This is a genomic window from Selenomonas timonae, from assembly GCF_014250475.1.
Lineage (GTDB): Bacteria > Bacillota > Negativicutes > Selenomonadales > Selenomonadaceae > Centipeda > Centipeda timonae.
Genome location: NZ_CP060204.1, coordinates 2,155,179 through 2,168,079 on the forward strand (window position 1 = coordinate 2,155,179; position 12,901 = coordinate 2,168,079).

The following is a 12,901-nucleotide window of genomic DNA, read 5'->3' on the forward strand; positions in this document are numbered from 1 at the left end:
AGCCATATGCTCACTATGTGAATGCTTAGAAATCTGCCGTAACGGAGAGCATGAAGTTCCGGTGCTCGCCAAGATTGACGCGATAGCCGCCGCCCGTTGCCTGCCAATAACGACGATCGAGTACGTTATTCACATCGAGCCGAACTGTAACAGGCATCGTTCCCATATGGAAGGAATAGCGCGTCCCCAGATCCATGCGGAACCACGGTGCTACGCGCAGCACATTGTTCGGATCGTAATATGCCGATCCTGTGTAGAGGAATCGAGTGGAAACCGAAAGCCCGGGAACACCGTGCACATCCTGTTCCACACTCATAACAAATTTCTTGTTTGCAACGCCTTCCAATGTATTACCGTTATAATTTTCCTGACCATAACGAGCGTCGATCCATGTCAGACCGCCAAGTACGCGCGTACCCGTGCGCGGCTCACCAAAGAACGAAATCTCAAGTCCACGGCTCGTATAGTCCACCTGACGCTGATAATATGTGCTCGAGGTAACATAGTCATCAATCGTAGTTGGCTTCTGCAGCTCATAGATGCTGAGAGCGGTTGCAAATTTTCCGAGGTCAAATTTGACGCCCGCCTCCGTGGACTTCGTCTTGATCGGCGCAAACACCTCACCGGCATTGAGAGACCATCTGTCCGCCGTACCGCCCTCCTGCAGTCCCTGCATATAGGTCGCGTAGAGGGAGATCTTCGGCGTTGCCTTAAAGAGGATGGCATAGGCAGGACTCCAAGCCGCCTCATTGTAACTTGCTGACCGCAGCCCCGTGGTACGGCTGAAGCTCTCCGTCTTGATCTTCTGATAGCGCGCCCCGAGGATGAACTGCCACCGCTCATTTGGTACGGTGATGACATCGGTAATCGCAAGCCCCGAAAGGGTGGATTCTCCCGTCTTGGGCAGAGACAGCCCCGTATAGCCCTGTACGCCCTGCCATACAATATTATATAGATTTGTATTGTATGCATTGAGCGTCTTCGTATTCGTATACGCTGTCCAGTGCGTACGGTTATATGCAACGGTCATCTCGTGTGCGAGATCGCCAGTTTGGAACTTTCCCTTCGTACCGATTTCCTGCGTATTCGCCCTGCTTTCTCTAGGGAACGCATAGTTAATGACACGCGCCGTGCCATCGGTTCCCGTCAGGCGAAATACGTTGTAGGTATAATCCTGCTCACTGTGGCGCAGTCCTGCCGCCGCATATGCAGACCAGTTCTCATCAAAATCATAGTCCGCACGCAGAAGGGCATAGCGCTCCTTGGCATCGAGGAAGGTGCCATCCTCTCCGAGATTCAATTTAGAAGAAGGTGACTTTGGAATCGACCCGTACGCTGCGACCATAGCATTCGACATACGCAGAGAAGTTGTCTCGTTCTTGAACTCGCGATGCAGATACCCCGCATCGAGCGAGGCACGCCACTTGTTCCTGCGCATATCGAGAGCGATCGCAGCGCCCGTTGTCTCCTGCTTCTCACGGTCGAATGTGGTCGATCCGTTGCGATGCGTAAGGTTGATGCGTACACCGTATTCCTTGTTCTTGCCGAAGCGCTCACCGACATCCACGCTCTGACCGAACTGGCTGCCGTTCCCATAGGAGAGCGTAAAGCGGCGGATCGGCTCATCCTTAGCGCGCTTCGGCACGAGATTGATCGATCCTCCAACACCACCGTTTGGCGCCATGCCGTAGAGGAGTGCACCTGGTCCCTTGAGGATATCGACACGCTCCACTGCATTGAGGCTGTTCGTATAGTTTGGCGCGATATTGTATAGCCCGTTAAATGCAATGTCGCCACCCTGCAGCTCCATCCCACGCACTGTCCACATGTTACTTGCAGATGAACCCGAGGATTCCTGTACCGCAGGATCGTCAGCGATAAGATCCTGTATGGTCTGCGCCTGCCGATTCTGAATGTGCTCCTCCGTGAAGCTCAGCACATTGAACGGCGTCTCCATAAAGTCGCGCTCGCCGAGGACACCGAGCTGCGATTTGCGCGCAACCTGTCCGCCCGCATACGATTCCGTAACCGGCTCCGTGACCGGCTGCGTCTGCGGCTCCTCCGCGCGCTGACCGACGACCTCGACCTCGCCGAGATCATAGGTCTGAAAATCATCCGCATGCACCGCATCCGCTGCATATGCTGCTGTTGGCAGTATGACCGCGCTAGCAAGTGCAAGTGTCCCCCCCCCGAGGACAGACTTAAAGTTCATTCCCAATTGTTTCCTCGCTTTCCATAGCATACAATTATAACATCCCCCAATAGATGTGCCCAGAATTATACAAAGAATGATATTCTTTGTCAACAAAAAGCGCCGAAATTACGGCGCAGAAGAAAATTTAATCTAATGGAATCACTAATACCGTCGCAAAAATTCGCGTCCGAACACGGTAACGGTGTAGTAGAATCCAATGAGGAACGGGAGGTATTCGGCGATGAGGCGCCAGCAGACGGCAACAATCCCGACAGTGCCTGCGGGGACGGTCGCGGCAAAGAGGAGGACGAAGCCGCCCTCGGCAATGCCGGAGCCGCCCGGCGTTGGGCTGAAGTAGAGGAGCATATTGAGGAAGATAATGCGCCCCATAACAGTGTACCAGTCGGCATCCGTAACGCCGAGTCCGAGCAGGAGGCACGGCACGACGGCGTAGATACAGAGGAGGTTCAGCCCCGACTCGGCGAAGACGACGAGCATCTGACGAGGCGCGCCGAGGAGGAGCGAGATTGCGCTCTTTGTATCGCGGTAGAGTCCGAAGAGCTGATGCCGCTTCTTGTCGCGCAGGCGACGCGCGATCCAGACGACGAGATAGTCGAGGTAGCCACGCCGCGCACCGACGACGATAAGGACGATGCCGACGAATGCGGCAAGCGTGACCGCCATGAGGACATCATTCGATATCCCCGGCACAATCCCCTCATCGTGCAGGAAGATGAACGGCATACAGAGCGCGAGAAAGAAGATCGAGAGCAGCGTCCGCACAATGACGAGAACAGCAGCCTTACCCGTGGGGACGCCCGCATGGCGCAGGAACATGACCTGTGCGACAGCGCCGCCCGTCGCCCCTGGAGTGAGGAGCGCGAGGAAATAATTGCCGAAGATCACCTGTACCGCTTGGTACAGTGTGATTTTTTCGTTGGAAATCTTCACGAGATGCATGAGTCGGCTGCCGTCGAAGAACATCCCAAGCCCGACGGCGAAGAGCGCCAGCAGCAGCGACCACGGATGAAAACGCGTCAGATTGTGGAGAGTATTGATGTCCACAGTCGTGTAGATGACCGCAGCAGATATACCAACAACAAGCACAAAAAGAAAGAGGAAGCGCCGCGCAAATTTGCTCATGCTCTACGCTCTCCCCTTTCTCCTACTCGTTCAAATACTCTTCATGCGCCGCAAAGGCATTGTGGCTGTGGATGGACTCCTCATTCTCGCATTCCAGTGAGAAATATGCAAGCCCGGGCAGCTTGCGCAGTGCGAGCACTGTATCGCGCAGGATGTCCTCAACGAATTTCGGATTCTCATATGCCGCTTCGGTGACATACTTCTCATCCGCACGCTTGAGCAGCGGATAGATCGGCGCAGATCCCTGTCGTTCGAGAAGTTCTGCCAGATCCTCGATGTAGATACACGGCACCCCCTCGCGATACCTGAGCCGCACGCGCGCCGTGGATCGCTGATTGTGCGCCCCGTAGGCGGAGATCTCCTTGCTGCACGGGCAGAGCGAGGTGAACGGCATTGCTAGTCCGAGTTCAAACTGCATCGGCTCGCCGCACCGTTTGCGCCCCGTAAAGGAAGCGTCCACATCGAGCAGCGACGTGCGCCCACTGACGGGCGCCTTTTTTTCAAGAAAATAGGTAAAGGCAAGCGATACCTCAGCCGCCTCTGCATGAAGACGATCCAATGCCTCCGTGAGCATGGCGTCCATCTCCTCCTCGGCGAGCGGTTTCTCGCTCCACGGCAGGAGGATCTCGAGGAAGCGGCTCATATGCGTCCCCTTGAATTCCATCGGCAGGGAGACGGTGAACGCGATGCGCGCAAGTACCTGCTGATAGCCGCCCGCCTGCTTCTTGATGAGGAAGGGCAGACGCACTTCCTTGACGCCGACGCGTTGAATCGCAATGCCACGTTCATCCTCGCGGTTCTGTACATCCAGCATCATCGTACTCCTGCCGCATACGGGATCGGGTCGCGCCGTCCCGCCTCGGCAAAGCCGCGCAGACGCAGGACACAGCTGTCACAGACGCCGCACGCCTCCGCACCGCCGCGATAGCAGCTTGTCGTCAGTTCGTACGGTGCGCCGAGCTCAGTACCGAGACGCACGATCTCTCCCTTCGAGAGATGCTGCAGCGGCGTCTCGACAACAATGCGCCGTCCACGCTCGGTGGCAGCTGCCGTCGCCGCATCCGCCGCCGCCTGAAATGCGGCGATGAATTCGGGGCGACAGTCGGGATAGCCTGAGTAGTCCACAGAGTTTACGCCGATGTAGAGATGAGTCGCCCCTACGCGCTCCGCAAAAGCAAGTGCATAGCTCAGAAAGATGAGATTGCGCGCAGGAACATAGGTGACGGGAATCTCCGTGCGGTCTGCATCCCCCGCGGGCACTGCGATGCTGTCGTCCGTCAGCGCAGAGCCGCCGATTGCATTCATATTTGTCTCAATGATGAGATGTTCCGCGACATGATAGTGTGCAGCAATCCGCTTTGCACAGTCCAGTTCGCGGTCATGCCGCTGATGATAGTCGAAGCTGATCGGATAGAGTTCATAGCCCGCTGCGCGCGCAACCGCCATGCAGGTACAGCTGTCGAGCCCGCCCGAGAGCAGGATTACTGCTTTTTCCCCCATATCGTGCCCTCTCATCCGCGCAGCGAGCGAACTGCTGCGGCAATGTCCTTTGCACCATAGATATAGGAACCTGCGACGAGCACATTTGCCCCCGCTGAGCGCACAGACTCTGCCGTCTCTGCATTGATGCCGCCGTCCACCTCGATGTCGACATCCAGCTCGTTATCCATGACCGTATGATAGAGCGCGTGAATCTTGCCGAGCGTATTTTCGATGAATTTCTGCCCGCCAAAGCCGGGGTTGACCGTCATGAGGAGCACCATGTCCACATCGTCGATCAGCTCCTCAAGGGTGTAGATCGACGTGCCGGGGTTAAGGGCTATGCCCGCCTTGCAGCCCGCCGCCTTGATCTGCTGAATCACGCGGTGTGCGTGGCGCGTCGCCTCGACGTGGAATGTGATGATGTCCGCGCCCGCCTTTGCGAACGGCTCGATATGGGTCTCGGGATGCTCGACCATGAGGTGCACGTCAAAGACCGCCTTGGATACCTTGCGCAGGCTCTCCACGACGCAGGGACCGAGGGTGATGTTCGGCACGAACGTCCCGTCCATCACGTCAATGTGGATGTACTCCGCACCTGCCTCCTCCACGCGGCGGACATCCGCCCCGAGATTTGCAAAGTCCGCCGAAAGGATGGACGGTGCGACGATCGTGGGACGCTCGATGTGGATGTGCTCCTCTTCGAGCATTTCTTCTTCGTGATCATGTTCGTGTGCCATTGGATTCTCCTATTTTCTTTTCAATTTTAGTTCATCGAGCAGTGCGATGTAGGCATCATACCGCTCGCGTGAAAGTTCTCCTGTCTCTGCAGCCGCCTTGACGGCGCAGGACGGCTCGTGGCTGTGACTGCACGGTGCGAAGCGGCAGCTCGCATGGCGGGCAAACTCCGGAAAGCACGCCGCGAGCTCCTCGGGCGCGATCTCCGTCAGCTCCTGCTGTGTAAAGCCCGGCGTATCGACCACATAGCCCCCTGCAAACGGGAGCAGTTCAGCGCGGCGCGTCGTGTGGCGCCCGCGCCCGATCTTCTCGCTGACCACTCCCGTCAGAAGGGCAAGCGATGGGTCGAGCGCATTCAGCAGGGAGGACTTCCCCGCCCCCGAGGGTCCCGCAAACACGGTGATCTCGCCCGCAAGGCGCTCGTGCAGCTCACGCAGTCCCGTCCCCTGCTCCGCCGAGACGCGCAGAACGGGATAGCCCGCTGCCTCGTATGCCGCAAGAACGTCCTCCGGTGTTCCCTGACAGAGATCCATCTTGTTCACACAAAGAGCGATTTTCTTGATGCCCGAGCGTTCTGCGAGCACGAGGAAGCGGCTCACAACGAGTGGGTGCGGATCCGGCAATGCCGCCGCGACGGTGACAACGATCTGCGTAAGGTTCGCCACGCGTGGTCTCTGCAAGAGGTTCGTGCGCGCCTCAATGCGCTCGATCACGCCCTCATCGGATGATATGCGTTCAAGTGAAACGATGTCACCGGGGACAGGCGTCAGCTCGCTGCGCCCCTTCTTCACCCTGCCGCGCAGCTTGCAGAGGATCATATGATCCTCTGTCGCGACATGGAGTACATTGTTATAGACCTTTAGGATACGTCCCTGCTCCGCCACCATGCACTCCCTACTCCGTTTTTTCCGTCTGGATGCGGCGTCCGGCGGGATCCTTGTCGTTTTTCTTGCTGTCGCCGCCCTTCGCATCTTCCTTGGAACCGGAGGTTTTCTTGCCGCTCGAGACCACGAGACGTACGGTACTGCCGCTGTCCGCCTCACTGCCTGCAGAGGGCGACTGGCTGACGACAGTGCCCGCCGCCTGTGTGCTCGCCTCCTCCGAGATACTACCAACCTTCAGACCGCTGCCCTCAATCATCGTGCGCGCACGATCCGAGGGAACGCCCTTCACATCGGGAACGCTGATCTTCTTGACCTTCTGCCCCTTACTGACGGTGATGTCCACGGATTGCCCCTTGCTGATCCGCGTCCCGCTGCGTGGATCCTGCGAGATGACCGTGCCGCTGTCCTCATCGGAGAACGTCTCGTAGGCAGAACCGAGGCGCAGCCCCATCTGCTGGAGTTTGTCGATCGCATCCGACTGTTTCAGTCCGCGCAGGTTTGGCATCTCGAGTTCCTCGCCGCCCTTACTGACATAGATGGTGATCGTACGCTCCTCCTTGACCGTTGCACCTGCCTCGGGGCTCTGCGACACGACGACGCCCACGGGTACGGAGGCATCATAGGTCTCGGCGACCGTGACGCGCAGATGCTGATCCTCGAGAATCTGCCGTGCGAGCGTAAGCTGCTTGCCCGTCACATCGGGCACTGTGATTTCCACAGAGCTCCAGAACTTTCCAAAGCTCAGGAAAAATCCTGTGAAGAAGCCGAGCAGTAGGATGAGGACAAGACCAAATTTGAATTTCTTCGTGCGGAAGAAGGACTTCTCCTCTGTCTCCTCCATTGCCGTCTCTTCCTCCGCCTCCACAACGGCGCTGATCTCCTGTGCCTCCACAGGCGTGAGGACGCGCGTCGCATCGGGATCGAATGCCGGCATTGCCGCCGTGTCGCCGCGCATCATCTGCTCCGTGCGCATGATGTCCTGCACGAGCATACGGCTGTCCGGGCGCAGAGCCGGGTCCTTTGCCATCATACGCGTGACGAGAGCCTCAACCACGGGCGGAATGTTCGGCACGAGGGAGCGCACGGGCTGCGGCTCCTCCTCGAGATGTTTGCGGGCAATGCTTACTGCCGTATTTCCATCGAAAGGAATTCGTCCCGTCAGCATCTCGTAGAGGACGACGCCGAGGGAATAGACATCCGACTTCGGTGTGATGATCGTTCCGCGCGCCTGCTCGGGTGAGAAGTAATGCACCGAGCCCATGATGTTGTCATTGTAGGTCATCGTGGACTCTGTAACCGCGCGCGCGATGCCGAAATCCGCGACCTTGACGTTGCCGTCAGGCATGACAAGGATGTTGTGCGGCTTGATGTCACAGTGCACGAGGTTGTTTGCATGCGCCTGTGCGAGCGCCCCTGCGATCTGACGCGTGATATGCAGCGCCTCGGCGGCGGGCACGGGTCCCTCCTCCTTGATGCGCTCCTTCAGCGTACGCCCCGGAACGTATTCCATGACGATGTAGTGCCGCCCCTCGGCGACACCGACATCGAATACGTTGACGATGTTTGGATGCGTAATGCGCGCTGCCGCCTTTGCCTCGCGCTGAAAACGCGCGATGAACTCCGTGTCATTCTCGTACTGCTGGTGGAGAATCTTGACGGCGACGGTGCGCTCCAAGAGCTGATCCTTTGCCCGATAGACATCTGCCATTCCGCCGCTGCCTACCAGCATTTCCAGCGCGTAGCGTCCATCCAAGACACGCTCGACCATGTTCGTTCCTCCTAACGCCTCTGCCATCACTATCTCAGAAAGGGTGCGTTGAGCGTATTCATCGCTGCCCTTCAAAATACGTTCGTATCACCTGATGTGCAATCCCTGCCGCTGCGCGCCCGCCGAAGCCGCCCTCCTCCACGAGGACGGCAACGACGATCTTTTGACCGCCGCGCTCTGCCGAGCCGATGAACCATGCGTGATCTGTTCCGCTCGCATTCTCTGCCGTGCCGGTCTTGCCCGTGACGCGCACACCGGCGACATCCGCCGCCGTGCCTGTACCTGCGGCAACGACATCCGCCATATAGCCGTCGATGACAGCCGCTCGTTCCGCCGTCGTCGCTGTCCGCCATACCTGTGGACGCGCCTCATAGAGAGGTGTCCCGTCCGCCGTCAGAACCTGCCCGACCAGATACGGCTGCATCATGCGCCCGCCATTTGCAAAGGCATCCGCAACGAGCGCCATCTGCAAGGGCGTGACGAGCAGCGCCCCCTGCCCGATGCCGAGCTGCGCGATCTCCCCGTCACCGAGTGATTTTAGATCAGGGACATGCGCCTTTGCCATCGGAATCTCGGTATCCGTCAGCTCTGCACCGATTCCGAAGCGATCAAACGCCGATGAAAGACCGCTGCCACCAAGGCGCAGGGCGAGCGTCGCAAAGGTGACGTTGCAGGATTCGCGCAGCGCATCTGCAAGTCGGAGCTTTCCGTGCACCTCGCCATGCGGCTCATGAAGTACGTAATCCGAACCGATCGCAAGTTCCCCCGTACAGGTGAACACCTCGTCGGAATTCGTCACACCCGCGGTGAGCGCAGCGTCGGCAATGAGCGTCTTGAATGTCGAGCCGGGGGGGTAGAGTCCCTGCGCCGCGCGGTTCAGCAGAGGGCTGTCCGCGCGTGCCGTGAGTTCATCCCAGTTCGCCGCCGCAGAGGCGGGATCGTAGGAAGGAGAGCTCACCATGGCACGGATTGCCCCCGTCTCTGCATCCATGACGACGACCGCACCGCGTCGCCCGTCAAGAGCGTTCCATGCGGTCTCCGAGAGCTGCGCATCGACGGTCAGGCGGACATCATAGCCCGCATCTGCACGCAGAAGCGTACGCAAAGGTCCCATATGCGCGACATCCAAGGTCACGCCGCTGAGTTCCTGCCCCGCCGTCTGCTCCACGCCCGTTGCGCCGTAGCGCTCCGTCTGATAGCCTGTCACAGGCGCGAGGATTCTGCCGTAGGGATAGGAGCGCATACCGTCCGCCGCACTCTCCGCGAGCACGTTCCCCGCACGATCCACAATGCGCCCGCGCCGAATGCCCTGCTCCATCAGCGCAGAGCGCGTATTGAGCGGATGGGCGGCGAGCATAGCCCCATCCCAAACACTCAGCTTTGCGAGATAGAGAATTTGAACACCGAGCAGGGCGAGCAGGAATGCCGCCGCGACTGCCATATGCTTTCGGAGTTTCCGATCAGCCATCCGCTGCCCCCCTCCTCTCGCCCGAGAGTGCCGTCAATATGCCGACAAGAATGAAGCTCGCCGACATTGAGCTGCCGCCGTAGCTGACAAACGGCAGCGTGATGCCCGTGAGCGGCAGGAGTTTCGTCACACCTGCCGTGATGATGAACGCCTGTAGCAGGAGACTTGCGGCACAACCCGCCGCGAGCAGCGACTCCTCCGCACGCGGCACACCCATCGCGATGCGGCTGCCCCGCCAGAAGAGAAGAGCGTAGCACATGAGAACGAAGACGGCTCCGATCAGCCCGAACTCCTCGGCAATCGCCGCAAAGATAAAGTCCGTGTGCACCTCGGGGATGAGCAGCGGATGCCCCTCTGCAAAGCCCGTCCCCCAGATGCCGCCCGTACCGATGGCAAAGAGCGACTGCACGACCTGATAGGACATACCGTTCGGATCCGCCCACGGATGCAGCCAGATGTCGAAGCGCACGCGGACGTGCCCGAAGAGCGCGTAGCTGAGTGCCGCCGCCACGAGGATGAACAGCCCCGCGAGGAACACGTAGGATTTACGCCCTGTCCCCATATAGGTCATAAGCACCGCCATCCCGAAGAAGAGCAGTGCCGCGCCGAGATCGCGCGCGATGACGAACATGAGGACGGCAAGCCCCCAGAGTACGACGAGCGGCGCGATGAACCGCACGGGCGGTAGATGGAGAAAAAGGAAGCGCCGCGCGGGCAGGGTCAGCACTGCACGATGGTCGGCGAGATACGCCGCAAGAAAGAAGATGAGCAGGATCTTGCCGAACTCCGAGGGCTGCACGGAAAAGCCGCCAAACGCGAGCCAATTCGTATTGCCGCCGATGCTCACGCCGAACAGCAGCGGGAGGAGCAGGATGATCGTCGTCGCAATCCCCAATACATAGGGATAGGCAAGGAAATTCCTCAGATGCTCCCACAGAACAACCGTCAGCGCCCAGAAGGCGATGCCGACGCACGCCCATCGAAGCTGTGCCGTGAACAGTTCGGGCTTCAGCCGTGCAATCTCCGCAAGGCCGACGGCGAGAAGCAGATAGGCGAGCGAAAGAGGAACGCTGTCCAATCTGCGCTGCGCCGCAAGTACATAGCTTGCGGCGCCCGCGCAGATGAGGAGTGCGAGCCACGGCAGATATGCGAGCTGCGTGTGCCAGTCAAATACCCATCCCGCCTGCCCTGCCCCCTGTTTCAGAAACAGAACGCCGAGCGCGCAGAGGAGCAGCCCCACAGGCGCGAATTTCAGACCCGCTGTCATGGCATTTCGTAGGCAAGGGCAATCGCCGTGATATTGTCGCTGCCGCCCCCTGCGAGCGCCTGCTCCACCATGCGCTCCGCTACATTTGCAAAATCTCCGCCGAGCAGGGCGGCAAGCACGGCATCGTCCACCATATTTGTCAGACCGTCCGTCGCGAGGAGCAGACGGTCGCCCGCCTCAAGCGGGAAGGAATCCCCGTCCACGTGCAGCCGCTCCTCGATGCCGACGGCACGCAGGAGAACATTCTTGCGCGGATGGTGCTGCGCCTCCGCCTCGCTGAGTTCACCACGCGCGACGAGTTCCTCCACATAGGAGTGGTCGCGCGAGACCTGACGGAATACGCCGCGCCGCAGGAGATAGAGACGGCTGTCCCCGACGTGCGCGTAGTACGCCATCCCTGCAGCTTCATCCACATGGAGGACGGTCGCCGTCGACCCCATCCCCTCGTAGGAGGCGTTCCCCGCCGAGGCATCCAGCACCTGCTGATTGGCGCGCAGGACGGCGCTTTTCAACGTCGCCGTATCCATCGCCGCCCCCTCGTTTGCCATATCGTGGACGGCGGCGACCACCATGCGGCTCGCGACCTCGCCCGCCGCATGACCACCCAGCCCGTCGGCAACGACATAGACCGCAGGAGCAAATACGCCGTAGCTGTCCTCATTCGATGTCCGCACGCGTCCGATGTCCGACGCACTCGAAACCTCTATCATGTGCTTACCTCTCAAAACGCAGGGCAACGGCGCCGATGCGAAGGACATCGCCCGCGCGCAGATACGCCCGCCCCGTCAGCAGCCCATCGTTCAGATAGGTGTGATTGCGGCTGCCCAAATCCTCTGCGATATACGCATTCTCTCTCTGATAGACACATACATGATGATGGGATACAAAATTATCCGCAAGTACAATATCGTTGTCGGGGCTGCGCCCGATTGTGAGCTCATGTCCCACGGGAAAGCGCCGCCCCGCGAGCCCCTCGCCCGCGATGACGAGGAAGGACGCTGCGCCCTGCTGCGCCTCGGGCAGACGCGCCGTCTCTTTGATATCTCTGTGCAGCGTACGGAACATACTGCGCCCGAGGCGCAGGACGGCGTACGCAAGCCAGAGGAGCGCGCCGTATTCGAGCAGAACGCGCAGCGCCTTCAATGCGAGCGCCGGCATCACAGTACACCGTAGCGCAGTGCCGTCGTGCCGAGGCGGATCTCATCGCCGTCGCGCAGCCGCTGCGCCGTGATGCGCGTGCCGTTGACGAAAGTGCCGTTGCGGCTCTCGGCATCATACAGCACATGACGGTGCTGCTCATACGCAATCCACGCGTGTACGCGCGAGACATTCGAATCCGTCAGGATGAACTCATTGCGCGCCATACGCCCCATATAGATCTTGCGCTCTCCCAGACGCACGGATATGCCCTCGTCCGCGCCGCCAAGCACCGTAAGGGTCGCAATCTCATGTTCGGGCGGAAGGTTCAGACAACGCGCCTCTATGATGGAGGGGCGCTCGAGCACGATGGTCTGTGCCATCGTATCGTGAGAAACTGTACCCTCCTCTACGGGCACACAGTCGTGCTGCACACGCGCCGCGAGATGATAGGAGCCTGCGCGCAGCTCCTCATCGAGCGCAAAGCAGATGCCGAGTTTCCCATCCATCACAAGATCCGCGCGAATGATATATTTCTTGAGTGCCACAGCAAGTTCATCCGCCACGCGGTGTGAGCAGAGGCGCTGATAGTCCTCCGTGCCGAGCGAAATGACGTAAGCGTTGGCGAGACGTCCGCCCGCGCCCTGCTTCTTCGCTTCCTTTTCGAGCCCCTTGATAAGCTCGACAGGCTCGAGGTGACTGCTGAACTTGCGATTGAAAAAGCCCTCGATATGCTCTCCCAGAAAAGATTCCACGCGATCAATCATCGTGCAATACTCTCCTTTGGTAACGAAATAAATACAGAATAAACTGCTTAACTGTT

General features: G+C 59.3%; 12 protein-coding genes. All 12 read right to left on the reverse strand.

From position 1 onward, the window contains the following. Positions 1–25: 25 nt before the first annotated feature. Positions 26–2,212, reverse strand: a complete 2,187-nt coding sequence (locus tag H1B31_RS10395) for a TonB-dependent receptor (RefSeq protein WP_185980262.1) — start codon at positions 2,210–2,212, stop codon at positions 26–28. Positions 2,213–2,356: 144 nt separating this feature from the next. Continuing rightward, positions 2,357–3,337 (reverse strand): lysylphosphatidylglycerol synthase transmembrane domain-containing protein, encoded by a 981-nt coding sequence (locus tag H1B31_RS10400; protein ID WP_185980263.1) that lies wholly within the window; start codon positions 3,335–3,337, stop codon positions 2,357–2,359. A gap of 22 nt (positions 3,338–3,359) precedes the next feature. Beyond that, positions 3,360–4,151 carry a GTP cyclohydrolase FolE2 gene (folE2, locus tag H1B31_RS10405; protein ID WP_185981287.1) on the reverse strand — a complete coding sequence of 264 codons (792 nt, stop codon included), beginning with the start codon at positions 4,149–4,151 and terminating at the stop codon, positions 3,360–3,362. Next, positions 4,151–4,837: a 7-cyano-7-deazaguanine synthase QueC gene (gene queC / locus H1B31_RS10410; protein WP_185980264.1), complete on the reverse strand. Its 687-nt coding sequence runs from the start codon at positions 4,835–4,837 to the stop codon at positions 4,151–4,153. The genes folE2 and queC overlap by 1 nt, the downstream gene beginning before the upstream one ends. A gap of 11 nt (positions 4,838–4,848) precedes the next feature. Then, positions 4,849–5,556 carry a ribulose-phosphate 3-epimerase gene (gene rpe / locus H1B31_RS10415; protein WP_185980265.1) on the reverse strand — a complete coding sequence of 236 codons (708 nt, stop codon included), beginning with the start codon at positions 5,554–5,556 and terminating at the stop codon, positions 4,849–4,851. A 9-nt stretch (positions 5,557–5,565) separates the two neighbouring features. Continuing rightward, on the reverse strand, positions 5,566–6,441 hold the full coding sequence (gene rsgA, locus H1B31_RS10420; protein ID WP_185980266.1) for a ribosome small subunit-dependent GTPase A: 876 nt from the start codon (positions 6,439–6,441) through the stop codon (positions 5,566–5,568). 7 nt (positions 6,442–6,448) lie between these two features. Next, positions 6,449–8,206, reverse strand: coding sequence for a Stk1 family PASTA domain-containing Ser/Thr kinase (gene pknB / locus H1B31_RS10425; protein ID WP_037347059.1), 1,758 nt, complete (start codon positions 8,204–8,206; stop codon positions 6,449–6,451). Between the two features lie 58 nt (positions 8,207–8,264). After that, positions 8,265–9,674, reverse strand: a complete 1,410-nt coding sequence (locus H1B31_RS10430; protein WP_185980267.1) for a peptidoglycan D,D-transpeptidase FtsI family protein — start codon at positions 9,672–9,674, stop codon at positions 8,265–8,267. After that, positions 9,667–10,941: an FtsW/RodA/SpoVE family cell cycle protein gene (locus H1B31_RS10435; RefSeq protein ID WP_185980268.1), complete on the reverse strand. Its 1,275-nt coding sequence runs from the start codon at positions 10,939–10,941 to the stop codon at positions 9,667–9,669. The genes H1B31_RS10430 and H1B31_RS10435 overlap by 8 nt, the downstream gene beginning before the upstream one ends. Beyond that, positions 10,938–11,651 (reverse strand): Stp1/IreP family PP2C-type Ser/Thr phosphatase, encoded by a 714-nt coding sequence (locus H1B31_RS10440; protein WP_009441781.1) that lies wholly within the window; start codon positions 11,649–11,651, stop codon positions 10,938–10,940. The genes H1B31_RS10435 and H1B31_RS10440 overlap by 4 nt, the downstream gene beginning before the upstream one ends. Before the next feature lie 4 nt (positions 11,652–11,655). Then, positions 11,656–12,099, reverse strand: a complete 444-nt coding sequence (locus H1B31_RS10445) for an FHA domain-containing protein (RefSeq protein WP_185980269.1) — start codon at positions 12,097–12,099, stop codon at positions 11,656–11,658. Next, positions 12,099–12,845 (reverse strand): DUF3662 and FHA domain-containing protein, encoded by a 747-nt coding sequence (locus tag H1B31_RS10450; RefSeq protein WP_009441783.1) that lies wholly within the window; start codon positions 12,843–12,845, stop codon positions 12,099–12,101. The genes H1B31_RS10445 and H1B31_RS10450 overlap by 1 nt, the downstream gene beginning before the upstream one ends. Positions 12,846–12,901 lie beyond the last annotated feature (56 nt).

Coding starts and splice junctions, on each gene's coding strand:
- H1B31_RS10395 (WP_185980262.1), bottom strand. CDS start 2,212: ATGAACTTTAAGTCTGTCCTCGGGGGGGGGACACTTGCACTTGCTAGC.
- H1B31_RS10400 (WP_185980263.1), bottom strand. CDS start 3,337: ATGAGCAAATTTGCGCGGCGCTTCCTCTTTCTTTTTGTGCTTGTTGTT.
- folE2 (WP_185981287.1), bottom strand. CDS start 4,151: ATGCTGGATGTACAGAACCGCGAGGATGAACGTGGCATTGCGATTCAA.
- queC (WP_185980264.1), bottom strand. CDS start 4,837: ATGGGGGAAAAAGCAGTAATCCTGCTCTCGGGCGGGCTCGACAGCTGT.
- rpe (WP_185980265.1), bottom strand. CDS start 5,556: ATGGCACACGAACATGATCACGAAGAAGAAATGCTCGAAGAGGAGCAC.
- rsgA (WP_185980266.1), bottom strand. CDS start 6,441: ATGGTGGCGGAGCAGGGACGTATCCTAAAGGTCTATAACAATGTACTC.
- pknB (WP_037347059.1), bottom strand. CDS start 8,206: ATGGTCGAGCGTGTCTTGGATGGACGCTACGCGCTGGAAATGCTGGTA.
- H1B31_RS10430 (WP_185980267.1), bottom strand. CDS start 9,674: ATGGCTGATCGGAAACTCCGAAAGCATATGGCAGTCGCGGCGGCATTC.
- H1B31_RS10435 (WP_185980268.1), bottom strand. CDS start 10,941: ATGACAGCGGGTCTGAAATTCGCGCCTGTGGGGCTGCTCCTCTGCGCG.
- H1B31_RS10440 (WP_009441781.1), bottom strand. CDS start 11,651: ATGATAGAGGTTTCGAGTGCGTCGGACATCGGACGCGTGCGGACATCG.
- H1B31_RS10445 (WP_185980269.1), bottom strand. CDS start 12,099: ATGCCGGCGCTCGCATTGAAGGCGCTGCGCGTTCTGCTCGAATACGGC.
- H1B31_RS10450 (WP_009441783.1), bottom strand. CDS start 12,845: ATGATTGATCGCGTGGAATCTTTTCTGGGAGAGCATATCGAGGGCTTT.